The sequence below is a fragment of the Reichenbachiella sp. genome, assembly GCF_965233835.1.
Classification (GTDB): Bacteria; Bacteroidota; Bacteroidia; order Cytophagales; family Cyclobacteriaceae; genus Reichenbachiella.
Window position 1 is genome coordinate 3,393,020 of record NZ_OZ247585.1, and the last position, 25,187, is coordinate 3,418,206.

Annotated in this window: 25 protein-coding genes; 13 read left to right on the forward strand and 12 right to left on the reverse strand. The window is 39.6% G+C overall.

From position 1 onward, the window contains the following. Positions 1 to 107 precede the first annotated feature (107 nt). Both ACO6S2_RS14320 and ACO6S2_RS14325 read right to left on the reverse strand, forming a co-directional pair. Positions 108 to 878, reverse strand: a complete 771-nt coding sequence (locus tag ACO6S2_RS14320; RefSeq protein WP_422359242.1) for a hypothetical protein — start codon at positions 876 to 878, stop codon at positions 108 to 110. Positions 879 to 954: 76 nt separating this feature from the next. Then, on the reverse strand, positions 955 to 2,184 hold the full coding sequence (locus ACO6S2_RS14325) for an ABC transporter permease (RefSeq protein ID WP_422359243.1): 1,230 nt from the start codon (positions 2,182 to 2,184) through the stop codon (positions 955 to 957). Between the two features lie 122 nt (positions 2,185 to 2,306). Here ACO6S2_RS14325 and ACO6S2_RS14330 point away from each other — a divergent pair, with 122 nt between their 5' ends. The 4 genes from ACO6S2_RS14330 to ACO6S2_RS14345 all read left to right on the forward strand — a co-directional run bounded on the left by ACO6S2_RS14330 (position 2,307) and on the right by ACO6S2_RS14345 (position 6,350). After that, the gene (locus ACO6S2_RS14330; protein ID WP_422359244.1) at positions 2,307 to 3,563 is read left to right on the forward strand and encodes an asparagine synthetase B; all 1,257 of its coding nucleotides are present in this window, start codon (positions 2,307 to 2,309) and stop codon (positions 3,561 to 3,563) included. 50 nt (positions 3,564 to 3,613) lie between these two features. Beyond that, positions 3,614 to 4,441 carry a prohibitin family protein gene (locus ACO6S2_RS14335; RefSeq protein WP_422359245.1) on the forward strand — a complete coding sequence of 276 codons (828 nt, stop codon included), beginning with the start codon at positions 3,614 to 3,616 and terminating at the stop codon, positions 4,439 to 4,441. Positions 4,442 to 4,516: 75 nt separating this feature from the next. Then, positions 4,517 to 5,806 carry a citrate synthase gene (locus tag ACO6S2_RS14340; protein WP_422359246.1) on the forward strand — a complete coding sequence of 430 codons (1,290 nt, stop codon included), beginning with the start codon at positions 4,517 to 4,519 and terminating at the stop codon, positions 5,804 to 5,806. A gap of 94 nt (positions 5,807 to 5,900) precedes the next feature. Beyond that, a complete protein-coding gene (locus ACO6S2_RS14345; protein WP_422359247.1) occupies positions 5,901 to 6,350 on the forward strand; it encodes a hypothetical protein in 450 nt (149 codons plus the stop codon). On the opposite strand, the gene ACO6S2_RS14350 is transcribed toward ACO6S2_RS14345, so the two are convergent. Genes ACO6S2_RS14350 through accC form a run of 3 tightly spaced genes read right to left on the reverse strand, consistent with a single transcriptional unit; the run spans position 6,347 to position 9,704 of the window. Next, the gene (locus ACO6S2_RS14350) at positions 6,347 to 6,922 is read right to left on the reverse strand and encodes a Maf family protein (protein WP_422359248.1); all 576 of its coding nucleotides are present in this window, start codon (positions 6,920 to 6,922) and stop codon (positions 6,347 to 6,349) included. The two genes, ACO6S2_RS14345 and ACO6S2_RS14350, sit on opposite strands and share 4 nt — an antisense overlap. After that, the gene (locus ACO6S2_RS14355; protein ID WP_422359249.1) at positions 6,897 to 8,198 is read right to left on the reverse strand and encodes a DUF1015 domain-containing protein; all 1,302 of its coding nucleotides are present in this window, start codon (positions 8,196 to 8,198) and stop codon (positions 6,897 to 6,899) included. Before ACO6S2_RS14355 ends, ACO6S2_RS14350 begins: the two co-directional genes overlap by 26 nt. Positions 8,199 to 8,216: 18 nt before the next feature. Then, a complete protein-coding gene (accC, locus tag ACO6S2_RS14360; protein ID WP_422359250.1) occupies positions 8,217 to 9,704 on the reverse strand; it encodes an acetyl-CoA carboxylase biotin carboxylase subunit in 1,488 nt (495 codons plus the stop codon). Positions 9,705 to 9,873: 169 nt separating this feature from the next. Here accC and ACO6S2_RS14365 point away from each other — a divergent pair, with 169 nt between their 5' ends. Further along, a complete protein-coding gene (locus ACO6S2_RS14365; protein WP_422359251.1) occupies positions 9,874 to 11,121 on the forward strand; it encodes an aminotransferase class I/II-fold pyridoxal phosphate-dependent enzyme in 1,248 nt (415 codons plus the stop codon). Positions 11,122 to 11,227: 106 nt separating this feature from the next. Then, positions 11,228 to 11,404 (forward strand): histone H1, encoded by a 177-nt coding sequence (locus ACO6S2_RS14370; RefSeq protein WP_422359252.1) that lies wholly within the window; start codon positions 11,228 to 11,230, stop codon positions 11,402 to 11,404. Between the two features lie 32 nt (positions 11,405 to 11,436). Here the strand turns inward: ACO6S2_RS14370 and dapA are convergent, their stop codons facing one another. Genes dapA through ligA form a run of 3 tightly spaced genes read right to left on the reverse strand, consistent with a single transcriptional unit; the run spans position 11,437 to position 14,861 of the window. Then, positions 11,437 to 12,330: a 4-hydroxy-tetrahydrodipicolinate synthase gene (gene dapA, locus ACO6S2_RS14375; protein WP_422359253.1), complete on the reverse strand. Its 894-nt coding sequence runs from the start codon at positions 12,328 to 12,330 to the stop codon at positions 11,437 to 11,439. Then, positions 12,323 to 12,841, reverse strand: a complete 519-nt coding sequence (locus ACO6S2_RS14380) for a DUF6913 domain-containing protein (protein ID WP_422359254.1) — start codon at positions 12,839 to 12,841, stop codon at positions 12,323 to 12,325. Before ACO6S2_RS14380 ends, dapA begins: the two co-directional genes overlap by 8 nt. 10 nt (positions 12,842 to 12,851) lie before the next feature. Then, positions 12,852 to 14,861 carry an NAD-dependent DNA ligase LigA gene (gene ligA, locus ACO6S2_RS14385; protein ID WP_422359255.1) on the reverse strand — a complete coding sequence of 670 codons (2,010 nt, stop codon included), beginning with the start codon at positions 14,859 to 14,861 and terminating at the stop codon, positions 12,852 to 12,854. Positions 14,862 to 15,173: 312 nt separating this feature from the next. Between ligA and der the strand changes: the two genes are divergently transcribed. From der to ACO6S2_RS14400, 3 genes are all read left to right on the forward strand, one after another. Beyond that, positions 15,174 to 16,490 (forward strand): ribosome biogenesis GTPase Der, encoded by a 1,317-nt coding sequence (gene der / locus ACO6S2_RS14390; RefSeq protein ID WP_422359256.1) that lies wholly within the window; start codon positions 15,174 to 15,176, stop codon positions 16,488 to 16,490. Between the two features lie 2 nt (positions 16,491 to 16,492). Next, positions 16,493 to 17,107: a SprT-like domain-containing protein gene (locus ACO6S2_RS14395; protein WP_422359257.1), complete on the forward strand. Its 615-nt coding sequence runs from the start codon at positions 16,493 to 16,495 to the stop codon at positions 17,105 to 17,107. A 219-nt stretch (positions 17,108 to 17,326) separates the two neighbouring features. After that, a complete protein-coding gene (locus tag ACO6S2_RS14400) occupies positions 17,327 to 17,986 on the forward strand; it encodes a hypothetical protein (RefSeq protein ID WP_422359258.1) in 660 nt (219 codons plus the stop codon). A 2-nt stretch (positions 17,987 to 17,988) separates the two neighbouring features. On the opposite strand, the gene ACO6S2_RS14405 is transcribed toward ACO6S2_RS14400, so the two are convergent. Together ACO6S2_RS14405 and ACO6S2_RS14410 are read right to left on the reverse strand one after the other, a co-directional pair. Continuing rightward, positions 17,989 to 19,005 carry an agmatinase family protein gene (locus ACO6S2_RS14405; protein WP_422359259.1) on the reverse strand — a complete coding sequence of 339 codons (1,017 nt, stop codon included), beginning with the start codon at positions 19,003 to 19,005 and terminating at the stop codon, positions 17,989 to 17,991. Positions 19,006 to 19,009: 4 nt separating this feature from the next. Beyond that, positions 19,010 to 19,510: a SixA phosphatase family protein gene (locus ACO6S2_RS14410; RefSeq protein WP_422359260.1), complete on the reverse strand. Its 501-nt coding sequence runs from the start codon at positions 19,508 to 19,510 to the stop codon at positions 19,010 to 19,012. 115 nt (positions 19,511 to 19,625) lie between these two features. On the opposite strand from ACO6S2_RS14410, the gene topA reads away from it, so the two are divergent. Continuing rightward, positions 19,626 to 22,145, forward strand: a complete 2,520-nt coding sequence (topA, locus tag ACO6S2_RS14415; RefSeq protein ID WP_422359261.1) for a type I DNA topoisomerase — start codon at positions 19,626 to 19,628, stop codon at positions 22,143 to 22,145. 6 nt (positions 22,146 to 22,151) lie between these two features. On the opposite strand, the gene ACO6S2_RS14420 is transcribed toward topA, so the two are convergent. After that, complete coding sequence (locus ACO6S2_RS14420; RefSeq protein ID WP_422359262.1) at positions 22,152 to 22,796, reverse strand: Crp/Fnr family transcriptional regulator; 645 nt, start codon at positions 22,794 to 22,796, stop codon at positions 22,152 to 22,154. Between the two features lie 114 nt (positions 22,797 to 22,910). Here ACO6S2_RS14420 and ACO6S2_RS14425 point away from each other — a divergent pair, with 114 nt between their 5' ends. The 3 genes from ACO6S2_RS14425 to ACO6S2_RS14435 are packed head-to-tail and all read left to right on the forward strand — an operon-like array spanning position 22,911 to position 24,557. Then, a complete protein-coding gene (locus ACO6S2_RS14425) occupies positions 22,911 to 23,477 on the forward strand; it encodes a CopD family protein (protein WP_422359263.1) in 567 nt (188 codons plus the stop codon). Next, the gene (locus tag ACO6S2_RS14430) at positions 23,470 to 24,132 is read left to right on the forward strand and encodes an SCO family protein (RefSeq protein WP_422359264.1); all 663 of its coding nucleotides are present in this window, start codon (positions 23,470 to 23,472) and stop codon (positions 24,130 to 24,132) included. The genes ACO6S2_RS14425 and ACO6S2_RS14430 overlap by 8 nt, the downstream gene beginning before the upstream one ends. Beyond that, positions 24,132 to 24,557 carry a c-type cytochrome gene (locus ACO6S2_RS14435; RefSeq protein WP_422359265.1) on the forward strand — a complete coding sequence of 142 codons (426 nt, stop codon included), beginning with the start codon at positions 24,132 to 24,134 and terminating at the stop codon, positions 24,555 to 24,557. The genes ACO6S2_RS14430 and ACO6S2_RS14435 overlap by 1 nt, the downstream gene beginning before the upstream one ends. Here ACO6S2_RS14435 and ACO6S2_RS14440 read toward each other — a convergent pair. Further along, positions 24,554 to 24,988, reverse strand: coding sequence for a hypothetical protein (locus ACO6S2_RS14440; RefSeq protein ID WP_422359266.1), 435 nt, complete (start codon positions 24,986 to 24,988; stop codon positions 24,554 to 24,556). The genes ACO6S2_RS14435 and ACO6S2_RS14440 overlap by 4 nt on opposite strands. Between the last annotated feature and the right edge of the window lie 199 nt (positions 24,989 to 25,187).

The window sequence follows — 25,187 nt, forward strand, 5'->3', positions numbered from 1 at the left end:
CCCGTAGCCTGCCTGTCGGCAGACAAGGCTTGTTGAGGGATCTTCTAAGCTTTTGGACAATTGTGCATAAGTCAAAAGTTCTCGCCTCCAACTTTACAGACTGATCCCTATTTCTTTACAAATGTATCTTCCTCACCTTCGATGATGATTGAATAATCACCTGGCTCCAAACGTTTTAGAGGGATTTCTTTGGCTTTGCCTTGCAATATGATATCTCCATCCTTGAGTATCTCATATCGCGCTTCTCTTGAAAAAGTCATCTTATCCGTTACTAATCTTGGTGAAAAAGTAACGCTCTCCGGATAATGGTAATGCTCCATTTCAGTAGAATATAGATACCGCCCTTCAGGTAGTTCGTATTTAATTCTGTACTTATTTCCTCCATCTGTATGTTCAGGGAAAAAAACATACTGCGCACCCGCAAACCTTCCCTTAGAACGGAGTGTTTTAATTACATCCCAATAGGTCCCTTTTAGTTTTTCAATTTTGTACTTCCCGTCTCTTCGATCTCCTTTGGTGTACCAGTGCATAATTGAATCGTTGAGTACCAGGCTATCAAATTTAAAGTTACTGTGATACAAAACGGCTTCAGGATTTACAATACGTGGTTTGCAACTGTCACCATGAACCACTTTCACAGAAACGGGCGTGTATAAATCAACATCTCGAAAGGCCAATCGGACAGCTGTAAGCGACAAATTAGTTCGCGTTTTCTTTCCATTTACATAGATGGACTGAACACAAAACTCTCCTGAATCGGCATCATAAGGATTTTGAATATATAAGCCTTCACCTTTATAGACTCCAGTCAATAAAAGCTCTTGACCAAAAGTGGCCTGAGACATCAAGAATATGAGAAAAATTAAATTACGCTTCATTTTTCACTATGGGAATGAGGTAAATTTCGTAATATTTTTACTTCTAACGAAACTCCATCCCAAAATAATACAATTTCTATTCGAAACGTAATGAAACGATAGGATCTAATTTGGATGCCTTATGGGCTGGTAAGTAGCCAGATAATAAACCCACAACGACACCAACTACAAAACCAAAGAGCATCCAAAGCCAGGGAACAACAAATGTGTCCGCCAAAAAATGGGAGATAATGTTACCAACAATAAAACCCAATACCACTCCGCCAAAGCCTCCGATTTGGGTAATTACGATGGCCTCTATCAAAAACTGTTGACGAATGCGTTTGGGTGTAGCGCCCATGGCCTTACGGACTCCAATCTCCCGTGTCCTTTCTGTCACAGATACGAGCATAATATTCATCAGTCCAATAGATGCGCCTAACAAGGTGATAAACCCTATGGTAAATCCCCCTATTTGTAAATAACCGGTAATCTCTCCTAGCCTTTCTGCCAATGATTTCTTTTCTTGAATAGCAAATGAGTTATCGCTACCAGGTGTATCACGTCTAATTGCCTTCATCAGGCCAGTGGCCTCTCCCATCAGGTGTTCCATTTTGGTAGGGTCTTTTACAGATACACCCACATGATATTTCAAAGACCTGTTTTTAGCCAGACGTCGAGCCACATTCAAAGGTACGATAACCGCACGATCGGCACGACCTCCTTCAGAGCCTTGCTTTTCTAAAACGCCAACCACTTTAAATTTTGAGCCCAAAAAAGAAATAGACTTATTAAGAACATTTTCATTTTCTTTGAAAAGGGTAGTTAAAACCTCATGACCAATTAAGACTACATTAGACCCATTTTGATGTTCAAATGCGGAAATACTTCGTCCATCTTCCAAATCATAGCCTTCTACATACAAGTAATTAAGGTCACCTCCAATCACTGCAAAATTTGGGTTGGTAACTTCTGATTCGTATTTTATTTCAGCAAAGCGAGTAACACTGGTATATAAAGCCGTTACCTCACCTACTTTGTAATTCCGTACAAACTGAGACACTTCATCAAAAGTCAATGGTGGATAACTCTTTTGAGCTTTCCCTGCCTTCTTCCCTCTTTCTTCTCGAATATCTTCAACAACAAAAGTATTCGACCCAAGATTGGAGAAACTATCATTAATAGAATTTTGAATACCGTCAATAGCAGTGAGAATTCCAACTAATGAAGTAATACCAATAGCAATAATGGCTGCAGTTAATACCGTTCTGAGTTTATTGGCTAAAATTGACTTAACGGCTTCCCGGATGTTTTCGATTAGATTCATAGACAAACGCTTCTGAATTTAGACGTATGTCATGGCAATTTATTACAACAAGACAACTAATAATTGAAAGTTCAGTTTAAAAAAACCTAGAGTTAGTAAATTGGCATTCAAATATGATGGATATGCGTAAAGGTTTGGTTTTGTTCTTTCTGGTGATTTCATTCGGGCTCAAGGGGTCTCACATCCTACTCCCCATGGACAATACGCAGGCCAATCACCTAAAAGCTTACGGAATTGCCTATTGGGTACTTCAAAATGAAATCGAAGTCGATTGGCTTCTAAACTATAAGGGCGGCGCCTTTATGTTTAAGTATTATCAAAATTTTGAGAATGAACTGATCATTAGAGGGGTAAGCTATCTGGTAATTTCTGATGCACAAGCCAATGGAATTCTCAGTGAAATTGCCAGTCCATCATCCAATATGGATGCTATGAAGTTGGAAAAATACCCTAAAATAGCTGTCTACTCACCGAAAAGTAAGCAGCCTTGGGATGATGCGGTGACCTTGGTATTAACCTATGCAGAAATTCCATACGACGTGGTTTTTGATGATGAACTAATGTATGACGAATTGCCGAAATATGACTGGCTACACCTTCACCATGAGGACTTTACAGGTCAGTATGGCCGTTTCTATCGTGTCTATCAACACTATCCCTGGTACCAACAACAACAGCGTGAATATGAAGAATCTGCCAGAAAACATGGATTTTCAAAGGTTTCTCACCTGAAACTGGGTATTGTAAAAAAAATACAATCCTATGTAGCAAGTGGCGGTTTCTTATTTGCCATGTGCTCCGCCACAGACACCTATGACATTGCGCTATCAGCAGAGGGCGTAGACATTTGTGAAAGTATGTTTGATGGTGATCCTGCAGATCCCCAAGCTCAAAACAAATTGAACTTTGATAAAACTTTTGCATTCAAGGACTTTATGCTAGAACGCAATCCATATATATATGAATTCTCTAACATAGACACCCAACCCAATCAAAGAGGGTTAACAGAGGACAATGACTACTTTTCTTTATTCCAATTTTCTGCCAAATGGGATCCTATCCCTACCATGCTTACCCAAAACCATGAGCACATCATCAAAGGATTTATGGGACAGACGACAGCCTTTAAAAAACGTTTGGTAAAATCCGATGTGGTACTACTTGGAGAAACTAAGTCGATCAATGAAGCCAAATATATCCACGGGGTCTTTGGAAAAGGTTTCTGGACATTCTACGGAGGACATGACCCAGAGGACTACCAACATCTAGTAAATGAAGAACCTACAGACCTCAACCTTCATCCGAATTCTCCGGGTTATCGATTGATATTAAATAACATCCTTTTCCCTGCAGCCAAGAAGAAAAAACAGAAGACCTAATCAACTTTATCGTACATTTGAGATTCAATTAACCAAAATTCCTTAATAACATGGATAACAGAAAATTTTTACCCTTATTAGTCGTAGCGGCCTTTGCGCTTTTTGTAGTGGTCGGCCTTTCTTCTAGCCTTTTTTACACTTTAGGACCAGCTGAACGAGCAGTTGTATTTTACAAATTTGGTGCAGAGAAATTAGACAAAGACAATGTGATTGGACCTGGCTTTCATGTAAAGGCTCCTTGGAACAAAGTTTATGTATTTGATGTTTCAGAAAACAAAGTAGAAGAAGGAATGGATGTGCTCGACAAAAATGGACTGTCTCTCAGCGTTGATGTATCAGTCAGATTTACACCTATGCCTTCAAGAATTGGATACATACAGGAGACATTTCAACAAGACTATATAAGCAGACTGGTAATCCCAGAAGTAAGGTCTTCAGTCAGACAAGTTATGGGAAGATATACAGCTGAAGAAATCTACTCTACCAAGCGATCTGAAGTGGAAGATGCAATCAAAAGTGAGACCGCTGAGGTGCTAAGTCAGGAGGGCAACAATGTCATTATGAAAGCACTTCTTATAAGAGCAATTAACCTTCCTGCGCAAATCAAGCAGGCCATTGAAAATAAATTACAGCAAGAACAAGAAGCTTTGGCCTATCAGTTTAGACTGGATAAAGAAAAAAGTGAAGCAGAAAGAAAGAGAATTGCAGCTGAAGGTGAAGCGGCAGCCAATAAAATTGTTAACTCAAGCTTAACACCTCAATTACTGAAAATGAGAGGAATTGAGGCTACAATTGAACTATCAAAGTCACCAAATTCGAAAGTAGTGGTGATTGGGGGTGGCGATGAAGGCCTTCCTTTGATATTAAACAATAATTAGGCTTTAAATTGAAGCAATAATTCACTATTTTCGCGTAAAATTTTATTAGTCCTTTCACATAATTAAAATAAATCAATGGCAGAAGACACCGCAGAAATCAAAGTAGGAGATAAGAGCATTGAACTTCCATTAATCACCGGTACCGAAAATGAGACCGCCATCAATGTTGGCCAACTCAGAGCTCAAAGTGGTTTGATTACCCTAGACCCAGGGTACAAAAACACTGGAGCAACCCAAAGCGCTATTACCTTTTTGGATGGCGAAAAGGGAATTTTGAGGCACCGTGGATACTCGATAGAAGAACTGGCGGAAAACTCTACTTTTTTGGAAGTGGCTTACCTGCTGATTTATGGTGAATTGCCAACGGAAAGTGAATACAAAACATTCACTGATGATATTACACAGCACACGTTAGTACATGAAGACTTCAAGAAAATTCTTGATGGATTTCCAGCAAGCTCTCACCCAATGGGTGTGCTTTCGTCTTTGGTAACTGCGATGACTGCATTTTATCCAGAGAGCCTAGATCCAAACAGATCCAAAGAGGCGGTTTATATGAGCATCGTTAGAATCTTGGCTAAAATGCCAACTTTCGCTGCATGGGCATATAAAAACCAAATGGGACACCCTGTAGTGTATCCAAAGAACAACTTGGATTACTGCAGCAACTTCCTTCACATGATGTTCAACTTGCCATCGCAAGATTATGATGTGGATCCTGTAGTTTCTGCTGCCTTAAACAAGCTATTGATACTTCATGCTGATCATGAACAAAACTGTTCTACGTCCACTGTAAGAATTGTAGGATCATCACAAGCTAGTTTGTATGTTTCTTTGTCTGCAGGCATCAACGCACTTTGGGGTCCTCTACATGGCGGCGCAAACCAAGCAGTGATTGAAATGCTGGAAAACATCAAAGCTGATGGAGGCGACACCCAGAAGTGGATGGACAAAGCAAAAGACAAAAACGACCCTTTCAGATTGATGGGCTTTGGACACAGAGTGTACAAAAACTTTGACCCTAGAGCTAAAATCATAAAGAAAGCTGCTGACGATGTATTGGATAAGCTAGGTGTAGTAGATCCTGTTTTGGATATCGCTAAGGGACTAGAAGAAGTAGCCTTGAAGGACCCATATTTCGTAGAGAGAAACCTCTACCCTAACGTAGATTTCTATTCTGGTATTATCTACAGAGCACTTGGTATCCCTACTGAAATGTTTACTGTAATGTTTGCATTGGGTAGACTTCCAGGTTGGATTGCTCAGTGGAAAGAAATGAGAGAAAATAATGAGCCTATCGGTAGACCAAGACAAGTATATGTTGGTGAAACTGAAAGACCATATGTAGATATCAACAAGAGATAATTTATTTATCTCTAAGAGCAAGAAACCCTGTCGAAATCGTCAGGGTTTTTTTATGCCTGTATTACCTTAGCAACTTCACTAGAAATTCAACACTATGTACAACGTACTTTTATTCGCACACTCCTGGTTGAGATGGGTAGTTCTAATTCTTGCCCTGATCAATATTTATAAATCTTTTGTTGGTAAAAGTGGATCCATCTCGTATGGCAAAGCTGAAAAAGGATTGGCTGGAGCATTTGTTGGCTGCCTGCACCTAACTTTCGTTCTAGGATTGATTCTTTATTTCATTAGCCCATTTGCTTATCAAGCTTTTGGCGGATCTGAATCTGTAATGAAAAATGCCACGCTTAGATTCTGGGCAGTAGAACATGCCTTCGTAATGGTTTTGGCCATCGCAGCAGCTTCCATTGGAAAGGCAAAGGCAAAAAGAGCTGAATCAGATCCAGAAAAATTCAAAGCTCAACTGATATTTTTCTCCATTGCTCTTGTCCTTATGCTTTCAAGAATTCCTTGGGGAGAGGCCGGTCGTCTTTTCAGATTTTAAAAAGGAGATACTCCAAATTCAGATCTCAACACCTGATATACTCGATTGATGGGTAAGCCCATGACATTATAAAAGGAGCCTTGGATCGATTGAATTCCAATCATACCCATCCACTCCTGAATACCATAGCTACCAGCTTTATCAAAAGGCTGGTAGTTTTTTATATAATGCTCTATTTCGGCCGGTGAAAGGTCTTCAAATTGAACTTTGGTCACATCACTAAAACTCATCTTATGATCGGGACTAGAAATGCACACACCAGAAATCACTTCATGAGATTTTCCAGACATAGAAGCGATCATTCTAAAAGCATCTTTGTCATCCAAAGGCTTACCCAAAATTTCATCATTAGAGATTACCACTGTATCTGAAGTAAGGATCACCTCATCCCTGAAAATAGCACGGTAGGCTTTATTCTTTTTCTCGGCTAAATACTCAGCAGCAGATTCATTCGAAACATCACCTCCCAGTGTTTCATCTACATCCAATACGTGCACTTCAAATTCAAAGCCGGCATCTTTCATCAACTGTTGCCGACGTGCGGAATTAGAAGCTACGATCAATTTTTTCATTATTGTCTTCTGGTTTAATTGATCCAAATAGATAACCACAAATCACCTTGGGGTAAAAATAAGTTGATTTTTGGGGTAACGTAAACCCAGAGAAGCAAACATCCTTTACGGTTTGCATCGGTATCTCTTGTGTAATAATAGCGGCTTGAACTTTTTCTGAAATTGCCTTTTTTATACAGGTTGACATGCTGCGTTCAAAACGAATTTTTTTTGAGCTTGGCTGCTTTTCTTTTTTGATACCCAAAACTTTCTCCATTATAAAGTAATGAAGTATGGTGACATCTAATTGCTTAACCACATCAGGTATCTCCCATTCTATTTCGTAATATTTTTCTTGGCGCAACCTGATTTTATAAACCTCCTCTCCCATCATTAAACCAAAAGCCCATTTTTTTCCAGAAATCACTTCAGAAACATCCTCTTCATTATCCAACGATCGAATCAGAAAATACTCTGAGAGTTTTTCTAAAAACGTGTCTGGATCAAATTTTTTGATTTTTCTAATCAAACGATGTGTTGGGAATATCCGAAGGTCATCTGACTCCATATTGGTCAGATACATCGTATGATAATTATAAGGCTCTTCTCCAGTATGCGATGAATTGTTTTCTCGCTGTTCATGAAGATAGGCCAACGCCCCTTGGTATCTATGATGTCCATCTGCTAAGACCACTTGCTTGTTTTTCAACAAGCTCATAATCTCCTGAATAATTTTATAATCATGTATTACCCCGAGCACATCTCTAACCCCCTGATAATCCTCACAATCATACAAGGGAGAAGCCACTGTATCATCCATGTATTTTTCAATACTATTTGTCGGATCAGTATATAGCCCATGTGTTGGACTTACGTGAAGCTGAGTATGTTCCAGAAGTTTTTTACGATCATCAACTGAATGAGGCATGGTATCCTCATGCCTGAGTAATACCTTTTCATCCCAATCATAGAGTTTTATATTACATATAAAGCCTTTTCGGCAATACTCCTTGTTATCTCCTGGTAATTTGAAGTACTGATAGTAGACATATATAGCAGGGGTCTTATCTTGAACGATTATTCCTTTGGATTTCCAGTCTTCAATCCTCCTATCCAACAATTCACCATCAGGACCTTCCTTAGGAACTGATATATGAATACTATTAAATTCGTTTTGATATAGCTTTTCGCGGTATTTTTCAGATACCACATCAAACAAAGGAGAAGTCAACTCATCGATACCCTCTCCTAGTTTTTCATTATAGCGCCAGGCGCGTAATGGTTTTATTTCCGCCATAGAGTTCTAGACCAATAATTAACGGTAGGTGTTTCTTGCCTTCCATTGCTTTGAACTCTTATTGGTACTCTTTGCAGCAGGATTTGTTTCAGCCAAAGCCATAACTGCCATCACAGCGGCTATTTTTTCCTCCTCTTCATCATTCCCATCCAGAACATCAGGAGTAAAATGATTGTCAACAAACTTGGTATCAAAGTCCCCGCTCACAAATGCCTCATGATTGATGGCATATTTGCAAAATGACAAAGTGGTCTCAATACCATTGATCTGGAATTCATCAATGGCTCGAGTCATACGATCTATCGCCTCCTTTCTGGTCGCTCCTTTAGTGATGAGTTTTCCAATCATAGGATCATAATGGATAGGGATATCCATACCTTCTTCATAGCCATCATCGATACGAACACCCGGCCCTTGAGGTCTTTTGTAGGTGATTAGCTTACCAATATCTGGCAGAAAGTTGTTCTTAGGATTTTCAGCATATACACGTACTTCCAACGCATGGCCATTTATTTCTAAGTCTTCTTGAGCGAAACTAATTTTCTCACCTCTCGCCACTTTGATTTGTTCTTTCACCAAATCAATTCCTGTAATTTCCTCGGTCACACAATGCTCCACCTGCAGTCTGGTGTTCATTTCCAAAAAGAAGAAATCGTGATTTTCATCCACAATAAACTCAACCGTTCCTGCACCAACATAATTGCAAGCACGAGCTACATTGATAGCTGTTTCTCCAATGGCCTTTCTTTTTTCCTCATTGAATATAGAAGAAGGTGCTTCTTCTATCACTTTTTGATGACGACGCTGAATACTACATTCTCTTTCGAACAGGTGCAAAATATTACCATGCTCATCTCCAAGAACTTGAACTTCAATGTGTCTAGGAGAACCAATGTACTTTTCTATAAACACTGACCCATCGCCAAAGGCTGATTTTGCTTCACTTATGGCGCGAGTCATTCCTTCTTCAAGTCCTTCTGGAGATTCTACCACTCGCATACCTTTACCTCCACCACCAGCACTTGCTTTGATCAAGACTGGATAGCCAATTTCATCGGCCACTTTTTTGGCCAATTCCAAATCCTCGATAGCCTCATTAATACCTGGCACCATTGGGATATTATAAGTTGCGACCGCCTGCTTAGCAGCCAATTTATCTCCCATCACTTCCATGGATTCGGCTGACGGGCCTATTAAAGTAATGTTAGATTTTTTGAGTTGTCTGGCAAATTCTGCATTCTCTGACAAGAATCCGTATCCCGGATGAACCGCATCCACATTCAAATCCTTACAGACTTGAATGATCTTATCTATTACTAAGTAAGACTGCGATGAAGCAGCCGGGCCTATACAAACCGCTTCGTCAGCTAGTTTCACATGAGGGGCTAGTCGGTCTGCCTCACTAAAAACAGCGACAGTGGCTATTCCCATCTCTTTCGCAGAACGAATCACTCTAATCGCAATTTCACCTCGATTAGCGATTAATATCTTCTTAATATTCTTCATTTGGGGTAAAGTATTGTTCGAATCAACTATCTAGTAGCGAATATAGATGAAATATTGGCAAAGAAATTGCTATCGGGAATATCAAATAATATTGCGTAAATGTTAGCAGAAATGTTAACTTTGCACTCGTTTTAAAAACAGCATTGTTGCATTAAATCAAAGCAAATTAATGGATTTATTTGAAAAATTTAATGAGGATAGAGGCCCTCTAGGTCAGCACTCCGACATGGATAACACAAACTTTTACATGTTTCCAAAGTTGGAAGGACCAATCGCTCCTCGTATGCAGTTCAGAGGTAAAGAGGTCTTAACCTGGAGTTTGAACAACTACCTGGGGTTAGGAAATATGCCAGAGGTAAGAGAAGCTGATACTAAAGCTACTGAAGATTGGGGACTAGCCTATCCTATGGGTGCCAGAATGATGACTGGCAACACAAAATATCATGAGCAATTAGAGCAAGAACTAGGTGATTTCGTAATGAAGGAATCTTGTCAGTTGCTTAACTATGGTTATCAGGGCATTATGTCCATCATTGATGCTGTGGTAAATAGAAAAGACGTTGTAGTTTACGATGCTGAATGTCATGCATCTATCATTGATGGATTGAGACTTCATGTAGGTAAAAGATTTGTATATCTCCATAATGACATGGAGAGCTTAGAAAAGCAACTCGTGAGAGCTGAAAAACTAGCCAAAGAAAACGGCGGTGGTGTTTTAGTAATCACAGAAGGTGTTTTCGGCATGTCTGGTAGCATGGGCAACCTGGCTGGCGTAATCGAACTTAAAAAGAAATTTGAATTCAGACTCCTTGTAGATGACGCACATGGATTCGGTACTATGGGTAAAACTGGTGCTGGAACTGGTGAAGAGCAAGGTTGTCAGGATGGAATCGATCTTTACTTCTCTACTTTCGCAAAATCAATGGCAAGCATTGGCGCTTTCGTTGCGGGTGATAAGAATGTGATCGAATTCTTAAAATACAATGTAAGATCTCAGATCTTTGCTAAGTCACTTCCAATGCCGTTGGTAATTGGTGCCTTAAAAAGATTAGAGCTTCTGAAAACTCGTCCTGAAATGAAGGACAAGCTTTGGACTATCGTTAATGCGATCCAATCAGGCCTAAAAGAAAAAGGCTTCAACTTAGGTAAAACTCAGTCTCCTGTTACCCCTGTTCTTTTGAATGGTGGATGGAAAGAGGCGGCTAACATGATTACTGATCTTAGAAACAACTACAGTATTTTCTGTTCTATGATTGTGTATCCTGTTGTACCTAAGGGTGTTATCATGCTCAGAATTATACCAACAGCTGCACATAGTTTGGACGACGTGAACGAAACAATTACTGTATTCGAGGCGATTAAAGAAAAGCTAGATGCGGGCGTGTATAGAGACGCAGAAATATCACAATTGGCATAACTTAAAAAAATATTAAAAAACATGGCCTACGCCATTGATTTATGGTTTTTTAGTATAAATTGCCAACTCTTGTTTAATATTCAATAACCTTAAATAGTAAAACAATATGAAAAGATTTAATGAAGTTAGAGACCTTATCGCTTCTTTAGAGGGAGATTTTGAAAAATTCTACGACAAAAAGAACCAAGCTGCAGGTACTAGAGTAAGAAAAGGAATGCAGGAGCTTAAGAACCTTGCTCAAGAAATCAGAATCGAAGTTCAAGACATCAAGAACAAAGGTTAATCCACTGATTAATAAGAAACAAGAAGGGATGATTAAATCATCCCTTTTTTTGTGTCCAATATTTTATACTCCTCGGCGATCTGTTGTCTCAGCGTTTCACTCGCCTCTACTAATGGCAGTCTTAGTTTACTATTACCAATTTCCATGAGCTGTAAAAGTGCTTTTACACCTGTAGGATTTCCTTCAGAGAATATTAACTTCAACATCTCTTCCATATCATTAGCCATCACTTTTGACTTAGAAAAATCTCCTGCCAAAGCAGCATTCACCAAATCCGATGTATGACCAGGGAGAGCATTTGCGATCACAGAAATAACTCCATGACCTCCACACTTGATAAACGGTGTGATCAAATCATCATCTCCTGAAGTCAGGATAAAATCATCAGGCATCTTCCTTGCAATCTCCTCGGCCTGAACGACCGTATCTCCTGACGCCTCTTTAATACCAATGATATTAGGATGTTGAGCCAAAGCGATCACAGTCTTTGTCACCATATTCACTGAGGTCCTTTTAGGTACATTATACAATATGATCGGTTTTGGTGCTACATCTGCGATAGCTTCATAGTGCAGTTGTAAACCTCTTTGTGATGGTTTGTTATAAAATGGGCATACCACCAGAAAAGCGTCCACTTTAATATCAAAATTCTTGAATTTATTCACCAAGGCCTGCGTATCATTTCCACCCAAACCATATACAATAGGTAATTTTTTAGTGTTCTTAGCTATTACAAATCTTAGAACTTCTAACTTCTCTTTCCCAGTCAAAGTGGGAGATTCAGCCGTGGTACCCATCACTACCAAGTAGTCTACCCCTCCCTCACTCACATGATTAACCAACCTTTCGAGCGCATCATAATCTACACTCAAGTCTTCTTTAAAAGGCGTCACTAACGCCACTCCTGTCCCTCTAAATTTATCCATTTCTTACATTTGTTAAATAGTGATACACTTGCGTGAGATAAGACGCATATTTATCATCATTTGGGTTAATCATCATTTCAAAATATTGATCCTTGCCTTCTTCATATCTACCTACCCGGCATTTCGCCTTTGATCCTGCCAATATATTCTGTGTGTATTTATTCTGATTCCAATCCAGGCTCACCAAAAAATCGAAAGGCTCATTTCTAAAACCAGACACTGCTTCTTTCGACCAATTGCCTTTTGAGTTTAGATCCTTTTCATTGAAAAAAGCATAATCAGGATCCGGGCGCTTAGCAGCGACAGGAATAAATGACATGGTACTTACTTCCTTTCCATCGGATTCAAACTTACCGATAAGTTCCTCTAACCGATCCTGTGGGCGGTTATCATCTAAAGTATACAGCAGACCAATTTTTTTAGCTTCTTTATAGGCATCAGAAACACGAATCGCGTCATTTTTCTTCAGCGCTAAGGCAGTTTTTATTTTGATTAATAATTTTCCTATCATTTTCTGAGTATCAATTGATCATCTGATCGAAATCAGATTCGGATACGATGTTGATGTTGAGTTTTTCAGCCTTTTCAAGTTTTGCTGGTCCCATCTTATCCCCGGCAACCAAATAATCCAGCTTGCCTGAGATAGAGCTCACTACTTTACCTCCATGGTCTTTTATTATGCCTTTGAGCTCATCCCGTCCATACTTCTCAAATACTCCTGAGATCACGAACGTCTTTCCTCCAAGTACATCGCTACTGGTTTGAAATTGACTTTCATCAATTTCAAAATTGAGCCCTGCAGATTTCAACTTTTGAACCAGCACTCTGTTTTCTTCCTTAGCAAAATACTGAATCAAACTTTCTGCTATACGATCACCAATCTCAGGCACTGTTACTAATGCTTCAAAATCAGCTACCATCAACGCCTCCATGTTTTTAAAATGGATGGCTAATTTTTCCGCCACCGTTTTGCCTACAAATCGAATCCCCATCCCGAACAATACTTGTTCGAAAGGCACCTGTTTAGAGGCTTCAATTCCTTTCAATAGATTCTTTACGCTCAAATCCTGAAAACCTTCCAAATCAATCAGGTCTTCATATTTTAAATCATACAAATCTGAGATATTATTGAGCAACCCCTTCTCAAACAGCACTTTAATTGTCTGCTCTCCCATAGAATCTATGTCCATAGCTTTACGATGGATGAAATGCTCTATACGTCCTTTGATCTGCGGTGGACAGCCTTCTATGTTAGGACAGTAATGATTGGCTTCGCCTTCATACCTAACTAAGGGTGTCTCACATTCTGGACAATTTTCGATGTAATGCAGCTCCTCCGAATCTTTAGGCCGAAGTGCCAAATCAACACCAGTAATTTTAGGAATGATTTCTCCACCTTTTTCTACGTGCACCTGATCCCCTATCCTGACACCTAAGCGTTGGATCTCATTGGCGTTGTGCAAGGAAGCCCTTTTTACAGTTGTTCCAGCTAAAAGTACTGGTTCCAATTCAGCGACAGGAGTCACTGACCCAGTACGACCTACCTGATAGGTCACTCCATTTAAGCGAGTAATAGCACTTTCAGCCTTGTATTTATAAGCAATAGCCCATCTAGGGTTTTTGGCTGTAAAGCCTAAATCGTTTTGCTGCTTAAGGCTATTTACTTTGATAACGATACCATCAGTCTCCACAGGCAACTCATGTCGCTTCTCTTCCCAATGCTGGATATAAGTCAATACCTCGTCAATGTCTTTGCATTTTTTATAAGTAGGAGAAACGTTAAACCCCCACTTGGTCAACGATTCCACCGCATCAAAGTGGGTTGGTACCTCATTCCGATCGGTCATCAAGCTGTATAGGTAGCAGTCCAGTTTTCGAGCAGCGACTACCGACGAATCTTGCATTTTCAAAGTGCCAGATGCCGTATTTCGTGGGTTAGCCAAAGGTTCTTCCCCGTCTGCGATTTTTTGTTTATTGAGGTCTTGAAAAACAGAGTTGGGCATAAACACCTCTCCCCTGACTTCAAAGTTTTCGGGATAGTCGGATCCTTGCAGTTTTAACGGAATAGATCTAATGGTCTTCGCATTGGCGGTCACGTTATCACCTTTTGAACCATCCCCTCTCGTCACTGCCCTAAGGAGTTCTCCATTTTCATAAGTCAAGCTCAGCGCCACGCCATCAAATTTCAATTCGCACACATACTCGAAGGCTTCACCTTCTAATCCTTTACTCACTCTACCGTCAAAATCTTTTAATTCCTCCGGCGAATAGGTATTTGCCAAAGAAAGCATCGGGAACTTATGAGCTACCGTTTCAAAATTCTTTGTGATTGTCCCTCCCACACGCTGTGATGGCGAATCGGTTTTTTTAAGATCAGGGAATTCTGTTTCCAGCTGAATCAGGCGGCTCAACAATTGATCAAATTCAAAATCCGAAATCTCAGAAACACTCTCCTGATAATATTTCTGGTTATGATAATTGATCTGTTCGCTAAGGGATGCTATTTCTTTTTTTGCCTCTTCTACCGACATGGAGTTTCACTATTCTAATATGACAAATCTATAAAGACTTTGGCTTTTCAAATCGAGTTCTGTTGAATTATAAACATAGAATTTAAAATATTAACTCAATTGATAATAATTGTTAATGGATTGACGAATTCAGAATTACTAATAAAGAATAACAACATCATGCAGTCTTAAATAATCGTAAGTTGCTTATCAAAAATCGTAATTTATACTTGTGTCAATGTTAGCTACCTTTTCCTTGTTGAAAAATGCATTCAATCCACAGGATATACCTTATTATGTCTAAATTTGCGACTTCAAAAAAATCAAATCGCTTTGTCGAATATACTAGCAATCACAGGACGCCCCAATGTGGGAAAATCTACACTTTTCAATAGGCTCGTAGAGAGGAAAAAAGCCATCATGGATGATGAAAGTGGGGTTACACGTGATCGTCACTATGGCTTTGGCCAATGGAATGGCAAGTACTTTACAGTGATCGATACAGGCGGATACGTAACTGGCTCAGACGATATATTTGAAGAGGCCATTAGGGATCAGGTGAAACTGGCTCTAGATGAAGCAAGTGTTATTCTATTCATGGTAGATTGTCATGATGGCATGACCGATATGGATAAGGACTTCGCCAATATCCTTAGAGAATTGAAAAAACCTGTGTTTGTTGTAGCCAACAAGGCTGACAATCCAGATTTGACTTTGATGTCCAATGAATTTTACGGCCTCGGTTTAGAAAGTGATATCCATGTCATTGCTTCCACCAGCGGATCTGGAACAGGCGATTTGCTCGACGCTGTAGTTGAACATTTCGAAGATAGCGATGTAGAGAACCCCGAAGAAGGAGTGCCGAGAATCTCTATTTTAGGCAGACCTAATGCGGGTAAATCTTCATTCCTTAACGCCCTGCTCGGCAAAGATCGTTCGATCGTTACCGATATTGCCGGCACTACCAGAGATGCTATCAATACACGCTACAAACTGTTTGGCAAAGACTTTATCCTTACCGATACTGCAGGGATTAGAAAAAAAGCTAAGGTTAAAGAAGACATTGAATTTTATTCTGTGCTGCGTGCTATTCAATCTCTTCAAGACAGCGACGTCTGCATCGTAATGATTGATGCTGAGCGCGGCTTTGAAGCTCAGGACATGAATATCATTACACTGGCAGACAAGTACAAGAAGGGGATCATGATCATGGTAAATAAGTGGGATTTGATCAAGGACAAGGACAATAAGACGACTGATAACTTCAAAAAAGAGATTCAGGAGAAACTGGGCAATCCGCTTTCTTACATTCCTATCATATTCACTTCGGTTACCGAAAAACAAAGAATCTTCCAGGCCATCGAGTTGGCTATTGAAGTCAACACCAATAGAACCAGAAGAATCACGACTTCTGAGCTGAATGATGCTATGCTCTCCGAGATAGAGCACTATCCGCCGCCAGCCCTTAAAGGCAAGCACATCAAAATCAAATACGTAACACAGTTACCAACAAGAACGCCATCATTTGCTTTCTTCTGTAATCTACCACAGTACATCAAAGAACCTTACGAAAGGTTTCTGACGAACAAACTACGCTCTCATTTCGATTTCCGTGGTGTACCAATTAAAATCTACTTTAGACAGAAATAAGATTGTCAGAAGCCAAGCATCGCAGACTGTTTGAAAACCACCTACCTGAAAAAGCAGTGGACTATTGTTTCTCACTTTGGAGTGAATTGGGATTCAATTTTCGGATCACTCGGAAACGGCAATCCAAGTATGGCGATTATCGCTACGACCCTGCGACCCACTCACATACCATATCCATCAATCATGACTTGAATCCTTATGCCTTTTTGGTGACTTACATCCATGAAGTAGCCCATCTGTTTACCTATGAAAAGCATATGCGAAGCGTATCGCCACATGGACAAGAATGGAAGCTGCAATTCAAGAAGCTGATGCTGCCTATGCTACGAGAAGACATATTTCCGATGGACGTGCTGGGGCCACTAGCAAGGCACATGAAAAATCCAAAAGCGACAAGCACCTCTGACAAAGCTTTATTTGTGGCTCTCCGCAATCACGACGAAAACAAAATTGGCCTCCTACTCCGAGAAGTAGAAACTGGAAGTAAATTCCTGTTCAACAAAAAGGTCTATCGGAAGTTAGAAGTTCGGCGCACCCGAAGCCTCTGCGAACTCACAAGCAATCAAAAAAAATATTTAATTTCTGAGACAGCACCTGTCCAGGTTTTCAAGAATTAAGTTTAACCCGTCATGCCGCACCTGTTGCAGCATCCTTTACTGATAGAGCTACATTTTTTTTGCAACAGATCCCGCAACGAGTGCACGAAAGAACACGATCAGTCTCTCTTCCAAAAGACATTGAGGACGCTGCAAATGCATCTGAGTCCTATTCTAGCGACTCTGATCAATTTCATAAATTTTCCCTACTTTTAACTACCAACTAACTATACAATCGTTTTGGCTAAAAAGCACTTCGGGAAACACATTAGAGAAGGGGTATTAATAATCTTCAGTGTCTTGTTTGCACTCTTCATCAATAAGACCGCAGAGAATCATAAAACCAATCAAAAGAAAGAGATCGCTATTGAAAGCATACACAAAGAGCTCTATCGGAATTATTGGACAATAAAACGGTGGAATGAACAACATGCTGCAATTATTGCAAGACTGGACAGTCTTTCCAGCGGTTTAAAACCTGAACTGGAACTAAAATTAAAGCAAAGTGATTTTTTCAATATGAATCTACTCATAGAGAATGGCGGTTTGATTAACTCTATGTTAATCAGTAGTGCTTGGGAAGCAGCCAAAGAAACTGGTATTTTTTCAGAGTTTGATTATGAGTTACTGCAGTCAATCACCAAAGCCTATGATTTTCAAGAAACACTTACAGATGAGACGATTCCAAAAATAATGGATACCTATTTCAGTAAGGATGCCCACAGAATGGAAGAAATAGATTTAACCCTTATACTTTTTCAGCTACAAATGTATCAGCTATACGGTCATGAGACTTTATTACTCTCCTTCTATGACGAATCCATAAATATGATTCATGAGAACACGCATTTGAAGAATATGATTTATGTGGACTCTTTGAAAACTTACATTGAAAAATAAAACTAAACCACCCCACAAAGCGCATATAGCATCCTTGCTCCTACATTAGCGTTCCATTCCTTATCACCAGTTTGAGGTGCTACTTCACATAGATCAAAGCCAATTATTTGTCGCCCCGAGGCTTTCACTTGATTGATCAAATAAACCGATTCTTCAAACGACAATCCTCCGGGCACAGGCGTGCCAGTTCCAGGACAGAGTGAAGGCTGAAGTCCATCGATATCAAAGCTGATGTAAACTTTATCTGGAAGCTGAGTTACTATTTCCTTGCATAAGGACTGCCAGTTAGCACCTTCAAATTGTTGCCATTTGAGTTCCTGATCGAAATACACAGCCACTCTTTGATCTGCATTGGCTACAGCCAATTCCTCCTCACAAAAATCCCTAATACCGACCTGCACCAATTTAGAAATGGAAGGCAATTTCAAAGCGTTATACATGATCGAAGCATGTGAATGTTCAAATCCCTCATAGGCTTTACGTAAATCCATGTGTGCATCGATTTGTAGGACCCCAAAATCATCATACTTTTCACTAAGGGCTTCTAAATATCCAAGCGGTGTACTATGGTCACCACCAAGTAGTCCGACAACCTTTTCCTTATTTAAAAAGGCAAGCGTTTTACTTTTTAGTTGATTTTTGAGAGTCGTTGTACCTTTATTGACAGCTGCAATTACCTCGTTGGCTTCTGGATGCGTTCGACCTGCTTCCAGAGTCTCTATATACGGTTCGGCCATTTGTCTCAACTCTTGACTCTTGGCTCTAATATTCTTATCAATCGGCTCCATCCAAATCCCCTGCCTCCAGGTTGATTCTCTTCCGACCACCTCCAAATCCAATTGCGCGGAAGCATTCAAAATGGCTTGGGGACCATCAGCTGTACCTGCCGAATACGAAACCGTAGTATCCCATGGCACTGGCACTATAACTATACGAGAATCTCCTTCAAGAAATGGCAAACCGAATATGGAACCTTTCACCCCAACGGCACTTGGATCATAGTTAGATGAGCTAGACATAGAATTAAGTCTGCGCTGGACGAACTGGTTTATGATACTTCACCAACTCCATGTTATTTTGAGACACCTCTGCCCAAGAATCTTTAAATTTCAAATGAACCAACCCTGCTGGAGAAACATTTCCTATCACAGCACCACTCACATACTCCGCTAAATAAGTAATGGCTGGATTGTGTGCCACAATAATCACTTTGTTATTTTTTTCTTCCAGCTCGTTAATTACCCTCAACAATATGCGAGTTGATGACTCATAAAGATCTTCCATAAAACCTACATTCATCGGATCATATCCCAATTGCTCCGCAAGCAAAGCAGTAGTTCTACGCGTTCGAATAGCTGTACTGGATAGGATCAAATCCGGCGTCCCTAATAACTCAGCCATGGTTTTACCCAATTTCGATGCATCTATCTCACCGTCTGAGGTCAGCGGCCTTTCAATATCCTTGATATCGAAATTTGTGGAGTCCGCTTCGGCGTGTCTTACTAGAAAAAGTTCTTTGTTCATGTGATGTAATCCGTATTACAATTGAGCAATTTATTTAGAAATCTAAATTTCGTATTTGCTAAAATCAATTTTTTTTAATCATCTTTGACGCTTTTAGGAATTAATTTCAAATTCTATGTCGAAGAATCTGGTAATAGTGGAGTCGCCCGCCAAGGCGAAAACGATTGAGGGGTATTTGGGAAAAGATTATAAAGTAGCTTCGAGCTATGGTCATGTTCGAGACCTGCAAAAGGGTAATAACGCCATAGATATAGAAAACGGATTTCAACCCACCTACGAAGTTTCGAAAGACAAAAAGGAAGTCATACGAGACTTAAAAAAATTAGCCAAGGATGCAGAGACCATCTACCTCGCGAGTGATGATGACCGCGAAGGAGAGGCGATTTCTTGGCACTTGCAAGAGGCTTTGAAACTGGATGAATCCAAAACCAAAAGGATTGTCTTCCACGAGATTACAAAAAATGCGATCAGCAATGCCATCAATAATCCAAGGACTTTAAATGTAGATTTAGTAAATGCCCAGCAAGCAAGAAGGGTACTGGACCGATTGGTAGGGTTTGAACTTTCTCCTATCCTTTGGAAAAAAATAAAAACTGGCCTTTCAGCTGGACGTGTGCAATCAGTGGCTGTTAGACTTGTAGTTGATAGAGAAAGAGAAATCGCAGAACATAAGGCGGTTTCTTCTTTTAAGGTAACTGCTGAATTCTCGTTGGAGAAAGGCAAAGTATTGAATGCAGAATTGCCTTCCAAATTTAAAACCAAAGAGGAAGCAGAAGCATTTGTGAGCGATTGTGTCAATGCCTCGTACGACATTAAAAACCTAGAGAAGAAGCCAGGTAAAAAATCACCAGCGCCACCATTTACCACTTCTACCCTACAGCAAGAAGCCAGTAGAAAAATTGGATTTTCAGTTTCTCGTACTATGAGCGTGGCACAAAAACTATATGAAGCAGGTAAGATCTCTTATATGAGAACGGATTCTTTGAATCTGTCTGATGAAGCTATTGCTGGTGCGAAAAAAGAAATTGCTTCTAGCTATGGAGACAACTTTGTAAAGACTAGAAAATTCAAAACCAAAAATGCTTCAGCACAAGAGGCACATGAAGCCATCCGACCAACTAACTTTTCAGAAAAGCATGCGGGCAATGATGAAAGCGAAAGAAGATTGTATGAGTTGATCTGGAAAAGAGCCATCGCCTCTCAAATGGCGGAAGCTGAAATAGAAAAAACAGTGGCCACCATCGGCATCTCTACAAGAAATGAAAATCTAACCGCTTCTGGTGAAGTAGTGAAATTCGAGGGATTCTTAAAAGTATATACTGAGTCAACCGACGACGAAAACGGAGAAGAAGAAAGCAAAGGCATGTTGCCTCCATTATCTATAGGACAACCCTTGGATTTAAAACAACTCAAAGCTCGCGAAGGATTTAGTCGACATGCTGCCAGATACACTGAAGCCAGTTTGGTGAAGAAACTAGAAGAGATGGGCATTGGTCGTCCATCGACCTATGCGCCTACCATTTCTACCATTCAGAAAAGAGAATATGTGGTAAAAGAAGCTCGAGATGGTCATGAAAGAAAATACAGCGAAATCATTCTAGAAGATGGTGAAGTGGTGATTAGCGAAAAAACTGAAATCACAGGTGCGGAAAAGAACAAGCTCTTCCCTACGAACATTGCCATGATTGTAAATGACTTCTTGGTGGATTATTTCCCGAACGTGATTGACTATTCTTTTACGGCCAACGTAGAAAAAGAATTCGATGAGATCGCTCATGGTCAGAAGACCTGGAATGCGATGATAGAATCGTTCTATGGCGGTTTTCACAAAACTGTAGAAGACACAGAGCAAATAGAGCGTTCAGAAATTGGCAAAGTAAGAGAATTGGGTAACGATCCGGCAACCGGCAAGCCTATCATTGCCAGAATGGGGCGCTTTGGTGCTATGGTACAAATGGGCGAAACCAGTGAGGATGAAAATGCTGAAAAGCCTAAATATGCAAGTCTAAGAAAGGGCCAATTTTTGGATAACATTACTTTGGAAGATGCCTTGGAACTATTCAAATTGCCACGTGAAGTGGGTGAATATGAAGACAAGGTCATTACAATTGCCATCGGTAGATTTGGCCCTTACGTTAAGCATGATGACAAGTATATCTCTATAGGAAAAGATGAAGACCCATTAACTTTAAGTTTGGATCGTGCGATTGAGCTGATACAAGCTAAACAAAAAGCGGATGCTCCTATCGCTCATTATGATGATCTGCCTGTTCAAAAAGGTGTAGGTCGATTTGGTCCATTTATTAAATGGAACGGGATGTTCATCAATGTGAACAAAAGGTATGATTTTGACAATCTATCTGAAGCTGACATTGTTGAATTGATCAAAGAAAAGATTCAAAAAGAAATTGACAAGGTCATTCACAATTGGGAAGAAGAAGGCATTGTAGTTGAAAAAGCACGCTGGGGAAGGTCAGTCATCAAAAAAGGAAAAGTAAAAGTAGAACTTCCTAAAACGGTGGATGCGGCAGCACTAAGCTTGGACGAAGTACAAGCTATCATTGAGAAGAATGCGCCTGCCAAAAAGAAAAAAGCTACTACAAAAAAGAAGACTACGAAAGCCAAGAAAAAGTAGGATTTGCTACACTAGCAAATCCACATCTCTAATCAATATTCTCCTTCTGTCGAAGTTGATTACATTCTTTTCTTTGAGTTGATTCAAAGTGGTGGTTACAGTTTGCCTAGAGGTTCCAGTTAGATTGGCAATATCTTTATGAGTGAAGTTATTTTGAATTAAAGTTTCAAAACCCACTTTCTGGCCACTCTCAACTGCAAGTTCTTTCAAAAATTCAACAATTCTTGTTCTGGAATCTTTCGAAGTAATCGATTCAATGCGTTTGTCCAACTTCTCGATCTTACGTCCCATCAGACTCAATACTCGCGAAAACAAAGACTGATCAGTTTTGGCAGCGTCCAGCAATTCATGAACTACTAAAACACGAACCGTTGTATCATTGGATAGAACACGAGCATACTCTTCTCTCTTTTCCTGTTCTACCAGTGCCATTTCTCCGAATATGCTTCCTTCGCTTAAGATAGACTTTACTACCTCGTGACCAGATTCATCTTCCTTAGCCAACTTTACACTTCCTTTTTCAATGAAATAAATCAAATCCGAAGGTTCATTGATTTTAAAGATGTAATCATCTTTTTGGTAAACTATTTGACTCGAGGAAAGTACCTTCTCCCCGTATTCTAGAAGTATATCTGATCCATTATTCTTCATATCCTTGAGGTGTTATTATTTTAACCAACTAATTACATTAACACCCACCCGAACCATTACCACTACTCTATGTACTGATAGAAATTTCTTTAATTTTCGGTAAGCATTGGGATTATGCACATCGCATTTATATTTGCCCATATTATTACGATGACCTATTTATATCTAAAAGCCCTTCACATCATTTTTGTTGTCACCTGGTTCGCTGGGTTATTCTATATGGTCAGGTTGTTCATCTACGCGACTGAAGCTTCTCAGAAAGTGGAACCCGAAAAATCTATTCTGCTTAAGCAAATGCTTTTGATGCAAGGCAGACTCTGGTACATCATAGCATGGCCCTCAGCAATTATTACTTTGGCCGTAGGAACCTGGTTGGCTATTGAGAGTGCTTTCTGGACCATGCCCTGGTTTCACCTCAAAGTGCTATTCGTATTGGGGCTTTTTCTTTACCATTTCATTTGTCAAAAATTATATAATCAAATGAAAAGAGAGATATTTAAATACTCCTCTACTCAACTTCGAATCTGGAATGAAGTTGCTACTTTATTCCTTTTTGCTATTGTCTTTATTGTAGTTCTGAAAAGCACATTAAACTGGATCTGGGGAGTCGTTGGAATTATTCTTATTGGAATTTTACTGATGCTTGGCATCAAGATTTATAAAAAACTTAGAAATGATTAAAAAAGTAATACCCTCTATTCTTCTAATTACTACCACCCTGCTTGCCACTTACTGCAGTCAGCCTTATGGTAAAAATGAATTGCCAATCATGGGAAGAAAAAAAATCGTCGAAAAAGAAGTGGAAGGGGCAATCGTCATGGACACACTAGACCATATGATTGCAGACTTTGCTTTCTATGATCAAGACAGTGCATTAATTACGAATGAAACCTTCAAAAATCAAATCTACATATCAGATTTTTTCTTTACCTCTTGTCCAACAATCTGCCCGAAAATGAAAAAGCAGATGTTACGGATTTATGAGAAATTTGAAGAAAACCCTGAGGTTGCCATTCTATCGCACACCATAGATCCTACACACGACAACGTAGAAGTATTGAATGAATACGCAGAGGCACTCGGTGTGAAAAGTTCTAAGTGGCATTTTGTAACCGGAGATGAGGATACAATCTATCATATTGGCGAAAAGAGTTATATGGTAACAGCAGGAGAAGACAGCGAGGCACCAGGAGGATACATCCACAGTGGAGCCTTTTTGCTTATAGATGACCAAAGGCGAATTAGAGGGGTTTATGATGGTACAATGGAAGAACAAGTCGACATTTTGTTGTCCGACATTGATCTTTTACTCGAAGAGTTAAAGCGAAGAAAATAATGAAATTTATTGTTTTAGGATTAGCACTTGTTGTCCTAGTCAATTGCAGACCCGAAAACAGATACTCAGGTAGCGAGGCTATCAAATTTGATCAATACATGTTTCAGGGTGAGCAGTTGTATATGGCCCACTGCCTCAATTGTCATCAAAAAGATGGCTCAGGCTTGGGCAAATTAATTCCACCTCTTTCCACTGATTTTGTATCCAAACAAAAGGAATTGTCCATCTGCGGGATTAAACATGGACTAGAGGGTCCAATAACCATCAATGGAATTACTTATCAAGGGGTAATGCCGAGCAATCCTCGACTAACTCCACTCGAAATTGCAGAGATCATGACCTACATCAGCAATTCCTGGGGTAACGACTTCGGAATGATAAATACTGCTGAAGTGAGTAATGCATTAAAGAATTGTGCAGATTAACTATTTTCTAAAAGGTACTTTTCAGCCTCATCTTTTGAGTTAAGCATATCGTCTCTCACTTTTTGAATCTGCTTTCGTTGTTCTATGAGATATTGCATCACTTCTCCATGAGGAGAACCTTCTTCTACTTGCTCAAACTGCCTCATCCATTCCATCATGCCTTCATTCGCATCTTTCAATTTTTTAGACAGCTCTCTCATTTTACTGACTTTAGACGAATGGTCAATCAAAGAATCTAGCACTAGGGAATCCGCCTTTTGAGAAAGTGTAGTTGACAATGCTCTTAAGTTTCCCATTTTCGGCATTACCTCATCATGCACCAGCATCACCTCTTCAAACAAAGCTTGTTGTTCCTTTTTATCAGAATTACAGGCAAAAGTAAAAGCTGTAATAGTCAGTAGAATCAGAAGGTTTCTTAGTTGCAAAATCATAAGTATTTTTAGGTTTTTTATGCCAATAAAACACAAATGTATCAATTTAGATTAGCATCAAAACAGAAACGGAAAGAACTATACAAATTTTGATTCCGTCTGGATAATCGTTAAATTGATTATAAATAAAAATTACTAGCTATGGTTTCTATTCTATTGTTTTTCTCAATTGGGATATTGGGTGTTTGTTACTACAGGT

What these genes read in the sequence shown, in the direction of transcription:
- ligA (WP_422359255.1), bottom strand. Translation starts at nt 14,861, where the DNA reads ATGTCGGTAGAAGAGGCAAAAAAAGAAATAGCATCCCTTAGCGAACAG.
- ACO6S2_RS14430 (WP_422359264.1), top strand. Translation starts at nt 23,470, where the DNA reads ATGATTAAAAAAGTAATACCCTCTATTCTTCTAATTACTACCACCCTG.
- ACO6S2_RS14435 (WP_422359265.1), top strand. Translation starts at nt 24,132, where the DNA reads ATGAAATTTATTGTTTTAGGATTAGCACTTGTTGTCCTAGTCAATTGC.
- dapA (WP_422359253.1), bottom strand. Translation starts at nt 12,330, where the DNA reads ATGGATAAATTTAGAGGGACAGGAGTGGCGTTAGTGACGCCTTTTAAA.
- ACO6S2_RS14420 (WP_422359262.1), bottom strand. Translation starts at nt 22,796, where the DNA reads ATGAAGAATAATGGATCAGATATACTTCTAGAATACGGGGAGAAGGTA.
- ACO6S2_RS14370 (WP_422359252.1), top strand. Translation starts at nt 11,228, where the DNA reads ATGAAAAGATTTAATGAAGTTAGAGACCTTATCGCTTCTTTAGAGGGA.
- ACO6S2_RS14365 (WP_422359251.1), top strand. Translation starts at nt 9,874, where the DNA reads ATGGATTTATTTGAAAAATTTAATGAGGATAGAGGCCCTCTAGGTCAG.
- ACO6S2_RS14425 (WP_422359263.1), top strand. Translation starts at nt 22,911, where the DNA reads ATGCACATCGCATTTATATTTGCCCATATTATTACGATGACCTATTTA.
- ACO6S2_RS14355 (WP_422359249.1), bottom strand. Translation starts at nt 8,198, where the DNA reads ATGGCGGAAATAAAACCATTACGCGCCTGGCGCTATAATGAAAAACTA.
- ACO6S2_RS14340 (WP_422359246.1), top strand. Translation starts at nt 4,517, where the DNA reads ATGGCAGAAGACACCGCAGAAATCAAAGTAGGAGATAAGAGCATTGAA.
- ACO6S2_RS14345 (WP_422359247.1), top strand. Translation starts at nt 5,901, where the DNA reads ATGTACAACGTACTTTTATTCGCACACTCCTGGTTGAGATGGGTAGTT.
- ACO6S2_RS14350 (WP_422359248.1), bottom strand. Translation starts at nt 6,922, where the DNA reads ATGAAAAAATTGATCGTAGCTTCTAATTCCGCACGTCGGCAACAGTTG.
- ACO6S2_RS14440 (WP_422359266.1), bottom strand. Translation starts at nt 24,988, where the DNA reads ATGATTTTGCAACTAAGAAACCTTCTGATTCTACTGACTATTACAGCT.
- ACO6S2_RS14320 (WP_422359242.1), bottom strand. Translation starts at nt 878, where the DNA reads ATGAAGCGTAATTTAATTTTTCTCATATTCTTGATGTCTCAGGCCACT.
- ACO6S2_RS14325 (WP_422359243.1), bottom strand. Translation starts at nt 2,184, where the DNA reads ATGAATCTAATCGAAAACATCCGGGAAGCCGTTAAGTCAATTTTAGCC.
- ACO6S2_RS14405 (WP_422359259.1), bottom strand. Translation starts at nt 19,005, where the DNA reads ATGTCTAGCTCATCTAACTATGATCCAAGTGCCGTTGGGGTGAAAGGT.
- ACO6S2_RS14410 (WP_422359260.1), bottom strand. Translation starts at nt 19,510, where the DNA reads ATGAACAAAGAACTTTTTCTAGTAAGACACGCCGAAGCGGACTCCACA.
- topA (WP_422359261.1), top strand. Translation starts at nt 19,626, where the DNA reads ATGTCGAAGAATCTGGTAATAGTGGAGTCGCCCGCCAAGGCGAAAACG.
- accC (WP_422359250.1), bottom strand. Translation starts at nt 9,704, where the DNA reads ATGAAGAATATTAAGAAGATATTAATCGCTAATCGAGGTGAAATTGCG.
- ACO6S2_RS14380 (WP_422359254.1), bottom strand. Translation starts at nt 12,841, where the DNA reads ATGATAGGAAAATTATTAATCAAAATAAAAACTGCCTTAGCGCTGAAG.
- ACO6S2_RS14330 (WP_422359244.1), top strand. Translation starts at nt 2,307, where the DNA reads ATGCGTAAAGGTTTGGTTTTGTTCTTTCTGGTGATTTCATTCGGGCTC.
- ACO6S2_RS14335 (WP_422359245.1), top strand. Translation starts at nt 3,614, where the DNA reads ATGGATAACAGAAAATTTTTACCCTTATTAGTCGTAGCGGCCTTTGCG.